Consider the following 16,660-nt stretch of genomic DNA (forward strand, 5'->3'; position numbering starts at 1 on the left):
ACGGCGTGCTCGTCGTCGCTGGTGGCGATCCACCTGGCGGCGCAGGCGCTGCGCTCGGGGGAGTGCTCACTGGCCCTGGCCGGTGGTGTGACGGTGATGGCGACACCGGCGGGCTTCGTCGAGTTCTCGCGGCAGCGGGGGCTCGCGGCCGATGGGCGGGTGAAGGCGTTCGCCGAGGCCGCTGACGGCACGGCGTGGGGTGAGGGTGCGGGTGTCGTGCTCCTGGAGCGGTTGTCGGACGCCCGTCGCAACGGTCACCGGGTGCTGGCAGTGGTGCGGGGTTCGGCGGTGAATCAGGACGGGGCGTCCAATGGGCTGACCGCGCCGAACGGTCCGTCGCAGGAGCGGGTGATCCGTCAGGCCCTCGCCAGTGCCGGGTTGGAGCCGTCCGAGGTGGACGCGGTGGAGGCGCACGGTACGGGGACGACGCTCGGTGACCCCATCGAGGCGCAGGCGCTGTTGGCGGCGTACGGCGGGGACCGGGTGGAGCCGTTGTGGCTGGGGTCGGTGAAGTCGAACATCGGCCACACCCAGGCGGCGGCGGGTGTGGCCGGTGTGATCAAGATGGTCATGGCGATGCGGCACGGTGAACTGCCGCGGACCCTCCACGTGGACGCGCCGACCTCGCACGTCGACTGGGAGTCCGGAAACATCCGGCTGCTCACCGAGGCCCGGCCCTGGCCCGACAACGGCCACCTGCGTCGCGCGGGCATCTCGGCGTTCGGCATCAGCGGTACGAACGCGCACGTGATCCTGGAGGCACCGGCCCCGGACCCGGCCGAGGAGACGTCGCCCGAGTCCCCTGTCACGCCCGCGGCCGCGGTACCGGTGCCGTGGCTGCTGTCGGCGAAGTCGGACGCGGCCCTGCGCGAACAGGCCCGCAGGCTGCGCGGGTTCCTCGCCGAGCACCCCGAGGTCACGCCGGCCGAGGTGGCCGCGGACCTGGCCGCGCGGGCCCGGTTCCCGCACCGTGCCGTGCTGACGGACCCGGCCGGCCTGGACGCGCTGATCGACGGACAACCTGGAATCGTCACGAGCACTGCCTCCCCGGGCCGGTCGGCGTTCGTGTTCTCCGGTCAGGGTGGTCAGTGGGCGGGGATGGGGCGGGGTCTGTACCGGGAGTTCCCGGTGTTCGCGCGGGTGTTGGACGAGGTGTGCGGGTTGCTGGGCCTGCCGGTGGAGGTGCTGTTCGAGGACGAGGAAGGCGTACTCGGGGAGACGGAGTTCACGCAGGCCGGGGTGTTCGCGCTGGAGGTGGCGCTGTTCCGGTTGGTGGAGTGGCTGGGTGTGCGGCCGGACTTCGTGGTGGGGCACTCGGTGGGTGAGGTGGCGGCGGCCCATGTGGCGGGTGTTCTGGGCCTGGAGGACGCGTGTGTGCTGGTGGGCGCGCGCGGCCGGTTGATGCAGGGCCTGGCCGGTGGTGGGGCGATGGTGTCGCTCCGGGCGTCGGCGGAGGAGGTGCTGGGGTCGCTGGTGCCGGGGGCCGAGGTGGCGGCGGTCAACGCGCCGGACGCGGTGGTGGTGTCGGGCGACGAGGCTGCGGTCGAGGTGGTCGCTGAGGTGTGGCGTGGCCGTGGGCGCCGGGTGCGGCGGTTGGAGGTCGGTCGCGCGTTCCATTCGGCGCGGATGGATCCGGTGCTGGAGGAACTCGGTGAGGTGGTCGCGGGCCTGTCGTTCGGTGAGCCGGTGATCCCGGTGGTTTCGACGGTGGCCGGGCGTCCGGTGGAGATGGGGGAGCCGGGGTACTGGGTGCGGCAGGTGCGGGAGCCGGTCCGTTTCGCCGATGCCCTGGAGTGGTTGGCGGGTCAGGGTGTTACGGGGTTCGTGGAGGTGGGTCCGCATCCGTTGCTGGTGGGGAACGGGTTGATGCGCCGTGGTGCTGATTCTCCGGAGCGGTTGTTCGCGGGGCTGGGGCGGTTGTGGGCGGACGGCGCCGTGCGCTGGACGCCACCGGTGACCGCGACCACGACCACGACGGCGGGGACGTCGGACGTGCGGGTGCCTTCGTACGCCTTCCAGCACCAGCACTACTGGCTCCGGCCCACCACCCCGGCACCGACCGGTGACGGCTCGATCGACCACCCGCTGCTGCGGGAAGCCATGGAACTCCCCGACGACAACGGCGTGGTGCTGACGGGACAACTCGCCACCGCCGCGCAGCCGTGGCTCACCGAACACGTCATCTCGGGCTCGCCCCTGCTGCCCGCCGCGGCGTTCGTGGACCTGGCGCTCCGGGCCGGCGAACACGTCGGCTGCCCGGCGGTCGAGGACCTGACGCTGGAGACACCGCTGGTGGTCGCGGACGGCACGCAGGTGTCCGTGACCGTCGGCCCCGACCGGGCGGGCCGGCGCAGTCTCTCGATCCACTCGCGCGCGGACGGCGAGTGGGTACGGCACGCCACCGGGACCCTGGGCGCCGTACCCGTCGCACCACGGGATCCCTGGGCACAGCAGTGGCCGCCGCACGCCGAAGCCGTCGACCTCGACGCCTTCTACGACAACCTGGCCGACGCCGGATTCGCCTACGGTACGGCCTTCCAAGGTCTGCGAGCGGCCTGGCGCGACGGCGACACCCTCTACGCGGAGGTGGCCGTACCCCCCGGCGACACCCGGTTCGCCCTGCACCCCGCCCTGCTCGACGCCGCGATCCAGACCGTGACCGTCGCCGACGACCGGGCGAAGATGCCGTTCTCCTTCGCCGGGATCTCCTGGTGGCGCGGCGCCGAGCACGCCAGGGTCCGGCTGACCGTGACCGGCCAGGACACCTGCGCGATCGGCCTCGCCGACCGGTCGGGCGCGCCGGTCGCCGAGATCGCCTCGTTGACCCTGCGCCGGCCGGCCGGGGCCACCACGCAGGACGTGCCGTACCAGGTGGCGTGGCCGGTCCTGGAAACGGCGACCACCGAACCGGACATCCCGGTCCACCACGCCACATCGCCCGTCGAGACCCTGCGGGTGATCCAGGACTTCCTCACCACGGACACCCCGCGCATGGTGGTCGCCACGCGCAACGCCGTGCCGGTCCGTCCGGGCGAGGACGTCGACCCGCAGGCCGCCGCCGTCTGGGGCCTGGTCCGGTCGGCCGCCACCGAGCACCCCGGCCGGTTCGTGCTGGTCGACGGTGACGGCGGCGACGAGGTCCGGCTGGCCGGCGACGAACCCCAGCTCGCGATCCGCGCCGGCGCCGTTCACGTCCCCCGCCTCGAACGGGCGCGGACCGAACCGCTGCCCTCGCCGCTCAGCCCCGAGGGCACGGTGCTCGTCACCGGCGGCACCGGCACCCTGGGCGCCACGATCGCCCGCCACCTCGCCGTACGGCACGGCGTGCGGCACCTGCTGCTGGTCGGCCGGAGCGGCCCGGATGCCCCCGGCGCGGCCGCGCTGACCGCCGACCTGGCCGCGCTGGGCGCGACCGCCGACATCGTGGCGTGCGACGTGTCCGACCGCGAGGCGGTGGCGCGGCTGCTCGCCGAACACCCGGTCACCTCGGTGATCCACGCCGCGGGCACGCTGGCCGACACCGTCGTGGAATCCCTCACCCCGCAGCGGTTCGCGCGCGTGTGGGAGCCGAAGGCCCTCGCGGCGCGGCACCTCCACGAACTGACCTCGGACCTGGAGGCGTTCGTGCTGTTCTCGTCGGCGGCCGGTGTGCTGGGCGGCGCGGGCCAGGCGAACTACGCGGCGGCGAACGCGTACCTCGACGGCCTCGCCGCACACCGGCACGCCCAGGGACAGCCGGCCGTGTCGCTCGCCTGGGGCTACTGGGCGGAGGCCAGCGGCATGACCGGAGGTCTGACCGCCGTCGACCGGCACCGCCTGGCCAGGGCCGGCGTACGGCCGCTGCCGACGACGGACGCGCTGGCCCTGTTCGACGCCGCGCTGACCGCGGGTACCCCCACCCTCGCCCCCGTCAGGTTCGACCTGCCGGCGCTGCGCCGTGCCGGCGACCCGCCCGCCCTGCTGCGGGAGCTGGTACGGCCCCGGCGCAGGCAGGCCGCCGACCGCGCGTGGACGCAGGCCGACGTGCTGCAACTCGTCGTGGGCCAGGTCGCCCTCGTCCTGGGGCACTCGTCACCGGAGGCGGTCAACCCCGACCAGGCGTTCACCGACATCGGGTTCGACTCGCTCACCGCCGTGGAACTGCGCAACCAGCTCGACGCGGACACCGGCCTGCGCCTGCCCGCCACGCTCGTCTTCGACCACCCGACACCGGCCCGCCTCGCCGCCTTCGTGCACACGCGGCTGCACGGCACCGGACCCGACCCCCTGCTCGCCGAACTCGACCGGCTCAAGTCCACCCTGGACGCGGCAGCCGCCGACGCCGACTACGAGACCGTCGCGGCCCGCCTCGAAGCACTTCTCGCGGCCTGGACCGCCAGACGTACCGGCTCCGCGGCCGGTGTCGACGAGGCCAGCGACGACGAACTGTTCAGCCTTCTGGACGATGCGCACCGCAGGACCGAGGTCATCCGCTCGGGCGAGTCCCGAAACGCTGAGGAGTAGCGATGTCCGACGAAGAGAAGCTCCGCACGTACCTCAAGCGCGCCACGGCCGACCTGGGAGTGCTCAGTAAGCGCCTCGCCGACATGGAGGAGGCCGCGCGCGAGCCGATCGCGATCATCGGCATGGGCTGCCGCTACCCGGGCGGAGTGGAGTCCCCGGACGGCCTGTGGCGGCTTGTCTCGGACGGTGTCGACGCGATCACCGAATTCCCGCCGGACCGTGGATGGGAAGTCGTTTACGACCCCGACCCGGACCGACCGGGCACGACCTACAGCCGGTCGGGCGGCTTCCTCGCCGACGGCGCCGGCTTCGACGCCGGGTTCTTCGGCATCTCGCCGCGCGAGGCACTGGCGATGGACCCGCAGCAGCGGGTGCTGCTGGAGACCGCCTGGGAGACCTTCGAGTGCGCCGGCATCGACCCGACCGCACTCGGCGGCAGCCGGACAGCGGTGTTCACCGGCCTGTGGTCCTCCGGCTACGGCAACCAGCCGCCGCCGGACCTCGAAGGTTTTCTCGCCACCGGAACAGCCACCAGCGCCACGTCCGGGCGGGTGTCGTATCTGCTGGGGCTGGAGGGTCCGGCGGTGTCGGTGGACACGGCGTGCTCGTCGTCGCTGGTGGCGATCCATCTGGCGGCGCAGGCATTGCGGGCGGGGGAGTGCTCACTGGCCCTGGCCGGTGGTGTGACGGTGATGGCGACGCCGGCGGGGTTCGTCGAGTTCTCGCGGCAGCGGGGGCTTGCGGTCGATGGGCGGGTGAAGGCGTTCGCCGAGGCGGCCGATGGCACGGCCTGGGGTGAGGGCGCCGGCTTGGTGCTGCTGGAACGGCTGTCGGACGCCCGCCGCAACGGCCACCGGGTGCTGGCGGTGGTGCGGGGTTCGGCGGTGAACCAGGACGGTGCGTCGAACGGGCTCGCGGCGCCGAATGGTCCGTCGCAGGAGCGGGTGATCCGGCAGGCGTTGGCGAACGCGGGACTGTCGACGGCCGACGTGGACGCGGCGGAGGCCCACGGCACCGGGACCACCCTTGGCGACCCCATCGAGGCCCAGGCACTCCTGGCGACGTACGGTCAGGGGCGGGACGAGCCGTTGTGGCTGGGATCGGTGAAGTCGAACATCGGGCACACGCAAGCCGCCGCCGGCGTGGCGGGTGTGATCAAGATGGTCATGGCGATGCGGCACGGTGAACTGCCGCGGACCCTCCACGTGGACGCGCCGACCTCCCACGTCGACTGGTCGGCGGGCCGTGTCTCACTGCTCACCGAGGCCCGGCCGTGGCCGGAGACGGGGCGTCCCCGCCGTGCCGGCGTGTCGGCGTTCGGCATCAGCGGCACCAACGCGCATGTGGTGATCGAGGCGGCTGCCGAGGAGCCGGTCGAGGTTTCGACGGGGTCCGCAGGCGGGCTGGTGCCGTGGGTGTTGTCGGGGAAGTCGGATGTGGCGTTGCGGGAGCAGGCGCGTCGGCTGGGGGCGTTCCTGGCCGGGCATCCGGGGGTTGACGCGCTCGCCGTGGGCCGGGAGTTGGCGGGACGGTCGCGTTTCGATCACCGTGCGGTGCTGAGCGGTGTGGAGGCGTTGGAGGCACTGGCGGAGGGCCGGTCGGCGCCGGGTCTGGTCACCGGGACCGTCCGTCCGTTGGGTCGGTCGGTGTTCGTGTTCCCGGGGCAGGGTGCGCAGTGGGTGGGGATGGGCCGGGAGCTGTACGCCGCGTACCCCGTCTTCCGGGCCGCCAGGGACGAGTGCGCCCAGGCCCTGGCCCCGTACACCGACTGGTCCCTGGCCGATGTCCTGGACGGTGCCCCGCTCGACCGCGTGGACGTCGTGCAGCCCGCCCTGTTCGCGGTGATGGTGTCCCTGGCGGCACTGTGGCGTGCCCATGGTGTGGAACCGGATGCCGTTGTCGGGCATTCGCAGGGGGAGATCGCGGCGGCGTACGTGGCGGGGGCGTTGTCGTTGGAGGACGCGGCCAAGGTGGTCGCCCTGCGCAGCAAGGCCCTGGTCGCCCTGGCCGGACACGGCGGCATGGTTTCCATAGGCCTCGGGCATGAGCGGGCCGTCGGGTTCCTGGCCCGCTGGGACAACCGGCTGACCGTGGCGGTGGTCAACTCGGCGGACAGCGTGGTGGTATCGGGCGATCCGGACGCGCTGGACGAACTGCTGGCGGCCTGTGAGGCCGACGGCATCCGCGCCCGCCGCCTGCCCGTCGACTACGCCGCCCACTCCGTCCAGGTCGAGGCGATCCGCGAGCAACTGCTCACCGACCTCGCCGGCATCACGCCCCACCCGGCGGCGATCCCGTTCTACTCCACGGTCACCGGCGAGCCGGTCGACACCTCCGCCCTCGACGCCGACTACTGGTACCGCAACCTCCGCGAACCCGTGCTGTTCGACCGGACCACCCGTGCGCTGCTCGACCACGGCCACACCGTCTTCGTCGAGGTCAGCCCGCACCCGGTCCTGGTCTCCGCCGTCGAGGAGACCGGTCACCACCACGGCTCCGACCTCCTCGTCACCGGCACGCTCCGGCGCGACCAGGACGACTTCCTCACCTCACTCGGCCGCCTGCACGTCCATGGTGTCCCGGTCGACTGGCGGTTCCCGGACGACACCGAGCCCGTCAGCCTGCCGACGTACGCCTTCCAGCGCCGGCCGTACTGGCTGCGGCCCGTTTCGACGGCGTCGGGCGACCACCCCCTGCTCGGCACGTTCGTGGAACTGCCCGACGGCGCGGTGCTCAGCGGACGGATCTCGCTCGCCACCCACCCGTGGCTGGCCGACCACGCCGTGCGGGGCTCCGTCCTCCTGCCCGGCACCGCGTTCGCGGAAATGGCGGCCTACGCGGCCGGCCGGCTCGGCCACGCGGTCGAGGAGCTGGTGCTCGAAACGCCGCTCGTCCTCGACGACACCCCGGTGCACCTCCAGGTCGTCGTGGGCCCCGAGGAGGACGGCCGCAGCCCGCTCACGGTGTACTCGCGTGACGGTGACGAGTGGGTGCGGCACGCCACCGGGACCCTGGGCGAGGAGCCGGTGCTGAGAGCCTGGGACTGGCTGCCGGCCGGTGAGCCCCTCGACGTCGACGGGCTCTACGACTCGATGTCCGTGCTCGGCTACGAGTACGGGCCGGCGTTCCAGGGCGTCACGGCGGCCTGGCGGGTCGGCGACACCGTCTACGCCGAGGTGGAGCTTCCCGCCGAGGAACCGTTCGCCCTGCACCCCGCGCTGCTCGACGCCGCACTGCATCCCATGGCGTTCCTCACCGACCGAACCGGCCTGCCGTTCGCGTTCACCGGAGTGGCGATACGGCCCGCGGGCAGCCGGACGCTGCGCGTACGCCTGTCCGCCACCGGGCCGGACACGTACACCGTGGCCGTGGCCGATCCGGACGGCACCCCGGTCGCGGTCATCACATCGCTGACCGTCCGGGACGCCGCCGTCCCGGACAGCCTGTACGCACTCGACTGGGTCCCCTTCGAACCGGCATCGACGGGTGGCGACCCCGCCGACCTGGTCGTCCACGAGGTGCCCGGGCCGGAGCCCGAGGCGGACACCGTCGAGGCGGCGTACGAGAGCGCGCGGAGCGTACTCGCCGTGCTCCGGGACCACTTGGCGGGCGAGCGGACGCGGCTGGCGGTCGTCACCCGCAACGCCGTCGCCGCCGCGCCCGGTGACGTGGTCGGCCTCCACCACTCGATGGTCTGGGGCCTGGTCCGCGGCGCGCGGGCCGAGCACCCCGACCGGTTCGTCCTGGTCGACGCCGACCCGACCTGGGACCCCGCGCTGATCGCCGGCACGGACGAGCCGGAACTGGCGGTACGCCAGGGGGCGCTGCGCGTCCCCCGCCTGGTCCGCGTCGGCGCGAGCCTCACCCCGCCGGACGGGACCTGGCGGCTGGAGGACACGGGCACCGGCAGCATCGACGACCTGGCGCTGGTGCCCCGCCCGGAGCTCCTGGAGCCGCTGGGGCCCGGGCAGGTCCGGATCGCCGTGCGGGCGGCCGGACTCAACTTCCGGGACGTGCTGATCGCCCTCGGCGTCTACCCCGGCGAGGCCCTGATGGGCGGCGAAGGCGCGGGCGTCGTCCTCGAAACCGGCCCGGACACCCGGTTCCGGCCCGGCGACCGCGTCATGGGCCTGGTCCCCGGCGCCTTCGGCCCGGTCACCGTCGCCGACCAGCGGCTGCTGGTCCGGATGCCCGACGACTGGTCGTTCGCCAGGGCCGCGTCGGTGCCCGTGGTGTTCCTGACCGCCTGGTACGGCCTGCGTGACCTGGGCGGGCTGAAGGCCGGCGACCGGGTGCTGATCCACGCCGGCACCGGCGGCGTCGGCATGGCGGCGATCCAACTGGCCCGGCGGCTCGGGGCGGAGGTGTTCGCCACCGCCGGCCCGGCCAAATGGCACGCCCTGCGCGCCATGGGACTGGACGAGGACCACATCGCCTCGTCGCGCACCCTGGAGTTCGAGCGGAAGTTCCCGTCCATGGACGTGGTGCTGGACTCGCTGTCCGGCGAGTTCGTCGACGCCTCCCTGCGGCTGCTCGGGCCCGGCGGCCGGTTCGTGGAGATGGGCAAGACCGACATCCGCGACGCGGCCGACCATCCCGGCATCGTCTACCGGGCGTTCGACATCGCCGACGCGGGGCCGGAACGGCTCGGCGAGATCCTGGACGCCGTCGTACGGGCCTTCACGGACGGCGGGTTCGCACCCCTGCCGTTGGACGTGCGCGGGGTCCGGGACGCGGTCGACGTGTTCCGGTTCATGAGTCGGGCCGCTCATGTGGGGAAGATCGTTCTCTCGGTTCCCCAGCCGGTCGATCCCGGGGGCACGGTGTTGATCACGGGTGGTACGGGGACGCTGGGTGGTCATGTGGCCCGGCATCTGGTGGTCGAGCGGGGTGTGCGGCATCTGGTGCTGGTCAGCCGCAGCGGTGGCGGAGTGGCACTGCGTGAGGAGTTGGAGGGGCTGGGCGCGGAGGTGACCGTGGCCGCCTGCGACGTGGCGGACCGGGACGCGCTGGCGGCCCTGCTGGACTCGATCCCGGCCGAGCGTCCGCTGACGGCCGTCGTCCACGCGGCCGGTGTGCTCGACGACGGCGTCGTCGAATCCCTCACGCCCGAGCGTCTCGCCGTCGTCTGGGAGCCCAAGGCCCGGGCGGCGTGGAACCTGCACGAACTGACCCGGGGACTGGACCTCACCGCCTTCGTCCTTTTCTCCTCGGCCGCCGGCACGCTCGGCAGCCCCGGCCAGGCCAACTACGCCGCGGCCAACACCTTCCTCGATGCCCTCGCCGTGCACCGGCGCGCCCTCGGACTTCCGGCGACCTCGCTGGCCTGGGGCTTCTGGGCCGAAGCCAGCGGCATGACCGGGAACCTGACCGGTGCCGACCAGGACCGGCTGACGCGCGCCGGGGTCGTGCCGCTGGCCACCGACCACGCCCTGTCGCTGTTCGACGCGGCCCTGGCCACGGACCGGGCCGCGCTGGTGCCGGCACGCCTCGACCTGTCCGTGCTGGCGGGCGCCCCGGCGGCCCCGGCGGCCCTCAAGGGCCTCATATCCCGCAAGGCGGCCCGGCGCCCGGCGAGGCACGGCGCGATCGCCGACCGCCTGCGGTCACTGCCGGAGGCCGAACGGCTGCGAGCCGCACTCGACCTGGTCACCGCCGACACCGCCGCCGTGCTCGGGCACAGCGAACCGGCGGCCGCATGGGACCGGCAGCCGTTCAAGGACCTCGGCTTCGATTCGCTGACCTCCGTCGAACTGCGCAACCGGCTCAACAACGCCACCGGCCTGCGCCTGCCCGCCACCGTCACCTTCGACCACCCCACCCCGCGGCAACTCGCCGAACACCTGCTGAGCAGGATCCTCGACGGGGGTGTGGCGTCGGCGGCACCGGTGGTGCCCGCGGTGTCGGTGTCGGACGATCCGGTGGTGATCGTGGGCATGGGGGCCCGGTATCCGGGTGGGGTGGAGTCGCCGGAGGAGCTCTGGAGTCTGGTGTCGGGCGGGGTGGATGCGATCGGGGCGTTCCCGTCGGATCGTGGATGGGATGTCGAGGGGTTGTTCCATCCGGATGCGGATCATCCCGGGACGTCGTACACGCGGTCGGGGGGCTTCCTCGCGGACGCGGCGGGGTTCGACGCGGATTTCTTCGGGATCTCGCCGCGTGAGGCGTTGGCGATGGATCCGCAGCAGCGGGTGCTGCTGGAGACCGCGTGGGAGACGTTCGAGGACGCGGGGATCGATCCGACGTCGTTGCGGGGCAGCCGGACGGGTGTGTTCACCGGCATCTGGTCCTCCGGCTACGGCGACCAGGCGCCCGCCGACGCCGAGGGCTACCTCGGCACGGGCGCCGCGACCAGCGTGACCTCCGGCCGGATCGCCTACCTGCTCGGGCTGGAGGGCGCGGCGGTCTCGCTGGACACCGCCTGCTCGTCCTCGCTGGTGGCGATCCACCTGGCAGCCCAGGCGCTCCGTTCGGGGGAGTGCTCACTGGCCATGGCCGGCGGGGTGACCGTGATGGCGACCCCGCTGGGGTTCACGGAGTTCTCCCGCCAGCGCGGCCTGGCCCCTGACGGCCGGGTGAAGGCGTTCGCCGAGGCGGCCGACGGGACGGCCTGGGCCGAGGGCGCGGGCCTGCTGCTGTTGGAACGCCTGTCGGACGCCCGCCGCAACGGGCACCGGGTGCTGGCGGTGCTGCGGGGGTCGGCGGTCAACCAGGACGGCACCTCCAACGGCCTCGGGGCGCCGAACGGTCCGTCGCAGGAGCGGGTGATCCGTCAGGCCCTGGCGAACGCGGGGCTGTCGACGGCGGACGTGGACGCGGTGGAGGCGCACGGCACCGGCACCACGCTCGGTGACCCCATCGAGGCGCACGCGCTTCTGGCGACCTACGGTCAGGACCGGGACGAGCCGTTGTGGCTGGGGTCGGTGAAGTCGAACATCGGCCACACCCAGGCCGCCGCCGGTGTGGCGGGCGTGATCAAGATGGTCATGGCGATGCGGCACGGGCAACTGCCGCCGACGCTGCACGTCGACGCGCCGACCTCGCACGTCGACTGGGAGTCCGGCAACATCCGGCTGCTCACCGAGGCCCGGCCCTGGCCCGACCGTGGCCACCCGCCTCGCGCGGGCATCTCGGCGTTCGGCATCAGCGGCACCAACGCGCACGTCGTCATCGAGGCGGCTGCCGAGGAGCCGGCCGGGGTTTCGACGGAGTCCACGGGCGGGGTCGTGCCCTGGGTGCTGTCGGGGAAGTCGGAAGCGGTGCTGCGGGAGCAGGCGCGTCGGCTGGGTGCCTTCGCCGCCGTGCATCCCGAGGTGAGTGCGGCGGCGGTCGGGGGTGCTCTGGCCGCCCGCACGGTGTTCGAGCACCGGGCCGTGGTGGTGGGCAGCGCCGAGGCCCTGGACGCTCTGGCCGAGGGCGGCGTGGCGCCGGGTCTGGTCACCGGGATCGCCCGCCCGCTGGGTCGTTCGGTGTTCGTGTTCCCGGGTCAGGGTGCGCAGTGGGTCGGTATGGGTGGGGAGCTGTACGGCTCGGAGCCGGTGTTCCGGGAGGCGATCGATGCGTGTGACGCGGCGTTGGCGCCGTACACGGACTGGTCGTTGGTGGAGGTGTTGACCGGCGGTGGCTCGCTGGAGCGGGTGGATGTGGTGCAGCCCGCCCTGTTCGCGGTGATGGTGGCGCTGGCGGAGTTGTGGCGTGCCCACGGTGTGGAGCCTGATGCGGTCGTCGGGCATTCGCAGGGGGAGATCGCGGCGGCGTACGTGGCGGGGGCGTTGTCGTTGGAGGACGCCGCCAAGGTGGTCGCGCTGCGCAGTAAGGCTCTGGTCGCCCTGGCCGGCCAGGGCGGGATGGTGTCGGTCGGCCTCGGGCATGAGCGGGCCGCCGGGTTCGTGGCCCGCTGGGACGGCCGGCTGACGGTGGCGGTGGTCAACTCCGCGGAGAGCGTGGTGGTATCGGGCGACCTGGACGCGCTGGACGAACTGCTGACGGCCTGCGAGGCCGACGGCATCCGCGCCCGCCGCCTGCCCGTCGACTACGCCGCCCACTCCGTCCAGGTCGAGGAGATCCGCGAGCAACTGCTCACCGACCTCGCCGGCATCACACCGCGCCCGGCGACGATCCCGTTCTACTCCACGGTCACCGGCGAGGAGATCGACACCTCCGCCCTCGACGCCGATTACTGGTACCGCAACCTCCGCGAACCCGTACTGTTCGACCGGACCACCCGGCTGCTGCTCGCCTCGGGCAGCGACCCCGTCTTCGTCGAGATCAGCCCGCACCCGGTGCTCACGCCCGCGCTGGAGGAGCACGAGGCGGGGGTGGTGACCGGGACACTGCGCCGCGACCACGGCACCCCGGCCGAGTTCCTGGCCGCCGCGGCGCGGCTGTTCGTCGCGGGTGTGCCGGTGCGGTGGCCGATCCCTGAAGGGGAGCCGGCGGCGCTGCCCACCTACCCCTTCCAGCGGACGCGGTTCTGGCTCGCCGGAGGCGCGGGAGACGTGTCCGCGGCCGGGCTCGACCCGGTGGACCACCCGCTGCTCGGCGCCGCTGTCGAGGTGGGCGAGCAGCGGGTCCTGACGGGTCGGCTCTCCCTGGCCACTCACCCCTGGCTCGCGGACCACTCCGTACTGGGGACGGTGCTGCTGCCCGCGACGGCGTTCGTGGAACTGGTGGTGCACGCGGCCGGGGCGGCAGTGGAGGAACTGGTCCTGGAGGCGCCGCTGACGTTGCCCGCGGACGGCGCGGTGGACGTGCAGGTCGTCGTGGGCGAGCCGGACGGGACCGGCCGCCGCACGGTCGACGTCCGGTCCCGTGCGGACGGTTGGGTGCGGCACGCCACCGGCACGGTGAGCGGGGAACCCGTGGTCGGGCAGGAGCTGACGCAGTGGCCGCCGGCCGGCGCGGAACCGGTCACCGGGCTCTACGACACGCTCGCCGCGGCGGGCTACGAGTACGGGCCGGCCTTCCAGGCCGTGCAGGCGGTGTGGCGCCGCGGCGATGAGGTGTTCGCCGAGGTCACCGTGCCGGACGCGGCCCGGTTCTCCGTCCATCCAGCCCTGCTGGACGCCGCCCTGCAACCGCTGGCGCTGCTGTCCGGCACGGAAGGCGACGTGCGGCTGCCGTTCTCGCTGAGCGGGATCGCGGTCCACCGCACCGGCGTGACCTCCGCGCGCGTGCGGCTGACGGTGGCGCGTCCCGGCACGTACGCCGTCCACCTGGCGGACCGGTCCGGCGAGCCCGTGGCGACCATCGAGGCGCTGACCACCCGTCCGATGGCCGAGCGCGGCCCGCTGTACGCCCTCGACTGGATTCCGCTGGCCCCCGGCGAAGGCACGCTCGGCGACGCCGTCGTCTCGCCCGGCTCGGTCGCCGAGGCGCTGACGGCCGTCCAGGACTTCCTGGCCGGGCCCGGCGAACGGCTCGTGGTGCGCACGCGGGGCGCGGTCGCCGTCGTTCCCGGTGACGGGGTGAGCGACCCGGAAGCCTCGGCCGTATGGGGCCTGGTCCGGTCCGCGCAGTCCGAGCACCCCGGCCGGTTCGTGCTCGTGGACGCCGACGAGCTGCCCGACGGCCTGTCGGTCGGCGACGAGGACCAGGTGGCGGTGCGCCGGGGGGCCGTCTACGTGCCCCGGCTCGTGCGCTCCGCACCGGAGGCGTTCGACGGACGGCTGACGCAGGCGGGCACGGGCAGCCTGGACGACCTCGCCTTCCTGCCGTACGAGCAGGCCCCGCCCGGGCCCCGGGAGGTGCGCGTCGCCGTGCGGGCGGCCGGCCTGAACCTCCGGGACGTGCTGATCGCCCTCGGCGTCTACCCGGACCCGGCGCTGCTCGGCAGCGAGGGCGCGGGCGTCGTCACCGAGGTCGGCGCCGAGGTCACCGGGCTGCGGCCGGGTGACCGGGTCGCCGGGCTGCTGCCCGGCGCGTTCGGCCGGGTGGCCGTCGCCGACCACAGGGCGCTGGTGCGCATCCCCGACGCGTGGACGTTCACCCAGGCCGCCACTGTGCCGATCGCGTTCATGACCGCGTGGTACGGCCTGCGCGACCTGGGCGGTCTGAAGGCCGGTGACCGGGTGCTGATCCACGCCGGGGCCGGCGGCGTCGGCATGGCGGCGGTCCAGCTCGCGCGACTTTGGGGCGCGGACGTCCACGCGACCGCCGGCCCGGGCAAGTGGGACGCGCTGCGCGCCCTGGGGCTGGACGACGACCACATCGCCTCGTCCCGGACCCTGGAGTTCGCCGACCGGTTCGGACCCTTCGACGTGGTGCTGAACTCGCTGTCCGGTGAGTTCCTGGACGCCTCCCTGCGGCTGCTCGCGCCCGGCGGGCGGTTCGTGGAGATGGGCAAGGCCGACATCCGGCCCGGCGTGCTGGCCTTCGACCTGGCCGACGCGGGCCCGGAGCGGCTGGGGGAGATCCTGGCCGAGGCCGTCCGGCTGCTCAGCGCGGGCGAGCTGCGTCTGCCACCACTCACCACCTGGGACGTCCGCCGCGCGCGGGACGCCTTCCGGTTCATGAGCCGGGCGGCTCATGTCGGGAAGATCGTCCTCACTGTTCCTGCGGATCTGGATGCGGCCGGTACGGTGCTGATCACCGGTGGTACGGGGACGCTGGGGGGCCATGTGGCCCGGCATCTGGTGGCCGAGCGGGGTGTGCGGCATCTGGTGCTGGTCAGCCGCAGCGGTGGCGGGGCGGCGTTGCGTGAGGAGTTGGAGGGGCTGGGCGCGGAGGTGACCGTGGCCGCGTGCGACGTGGCCGACCGGGACGCGCTGGCGGCCGTACTGGACTCGATCCCGGCCGCGCACCCGCTGACCGCGGTCGTCCACGCGGCCGGTGTGCTGGACGACGCCGTGGTCGAGTCCCTGACCCCAGAGCGTCTCGCCGCGGTCTGGGAGCCCAAGGCGCGGGCGGCGTGGAACCTGCACGAACTCACCCGGGGACGGGATCTGACGGCGTTCGTCCTCTTCTCCTCGGCGGCCGGGACGCTCGGCAGCCCCGGGCAGGCCAACTACGCCGCAGCGAACGCCTACCTCGACGGCCTGGCCGCGTACCGGCGTGCCCAGGGCCTGCCGGGGGTGTCGCTGGCCTGGGGCCGGTGGGCCGAGGCCAGCGGGCTGACCGGGCAGATGTCCGAGGCCGACGGTGAACGCCTCGCCCGCGCGGGGCTGCTGCCGATGGCGACCGACTACGGACTCGGGTTGTTCGACGGGGGCCTGGACACCGCGGAACCGGCGGTGGTCGCGGCCCGACTCAAGGTGTCCGCACTGGGCGACCGGCCGGTGCTGCGCGCGCTGGCACGCGCCCGCAAACCGGTGCGGACCACCGGACTGGCGGGCGAGCTGGGATCGCTCCCCGAGGCCCGGCAACGCGAGATTCTGCTCGACCTGGTCAGCACCCACGCCTCGGCCGTGCTGGGCCGCAGCGACGGGATCGGTGGCGACCTGGCCTTCAAGGACCTGGGCTTCGATTCGCTCACCGCGGTGGAACTGCGCAACCGGCTGTCCACGGCGGTCGGGACCCGGCTGTCGGCGACGATGGTCTTCGACCACCCGACCCCGGCCCGGCTGGCCGAATACCTGCGTGAGGTGGTCCTCGGCAAGGAGCGCCGGACGGTCGCGCCCGTGCCGGTCGGGGTTCCGGTGCCGGGTGATCCGGTGGTCGTGGTGGGGTTGGGGGCCCGGTATCCGGGTGGGGTGGGGTCGGCCCAGGAGTTGTGGGGTCTGGTGGCGGGTGGGGTCGATGCGGTGGGGGAGTTCCCGTCGGATCGTGGGTGGGACGTGGGTCGTCTCTACGATCCGGCCGGTGGTCCGGGGAGGTCGTACACGCGGTCGGGTGGTTTCCTCGCGGACGCGGCGGGGTTCGATGCCGGGTTCTTCGGGATCTCGCCGCGTGAGGCGTTGGCGATGGATCCGCAGCAGCGGGTGCTGCTGGAGACGGTGTGGGAGACGTTCGAGGACGCGGGGATCGATCCGACGTCGTTGCGGGGCAGCCAGACCGGCGTCTTCACCGGCATCTGGGCATCCGGCTATGCGGGCGGAGTGGACCAGATCTCGCGCGACGCGGACGGCTATGTGGCCACCGGCACGGCGACGAGTGTGACCTCCGGGCGGGTGTCGTACCTGCTGGGGCTGGAGGGTCCGGCGGTGTCGGTGGACACGGC

1 protein-coding gene and 3 pseudogenes are annotated in these 16,660 nt (G+C 73.6%); all 4 read left to right on the top strand.

Annotation, left to right across the window (positions count from 1 at the left end):
- Positions 1 to 2,361 (top strand): annotated as a pseudogene (locus tag ACFWJ4_RS37395) (type I polyketide synthase); the annotation flags it as partial.
- A gap of 90 nt (positions 2,362 to 2,451) precedes the next feature.
- Positions 2,452 to 3,189: pseudogene (locus tag ACFWJ4_RS37400) on the top strand (polyketide synthase dehydratase domain-containing protein); the annotation flags it as partial.
- A gap of 72 nt (positions 3,190 to 3,261) precedes the next feature.
- Positions 3,262 to 14,144, top strand: a pseudogene (locus tag ACFWJ4_RS37405) (SDR family NAD(P)-dependent oxidoreductase); the annotation flags it as partial.
- Between the two features lie 147 nt (positions 14,145 to 14,291).
- The coding region (locus ACFWJ4_RS37410) for a type I polyketide synthase (protein WP_380552743.1) at positions 14,292 to 16,660 on the top strand (2,369 nt) is incomplete at its 3' end.

Source organism: Kitasatospora sp. NPDC127067 (genome assembly GCF_042724755.1).
In the GTDB taxonomy this organism is placed as follows: Bacteria; Actinomycetota; Actinomycetes; order Streptomycetales; family Streptomycetaceae; genus Kitasatospora; species Kitasatospora lactacystinica.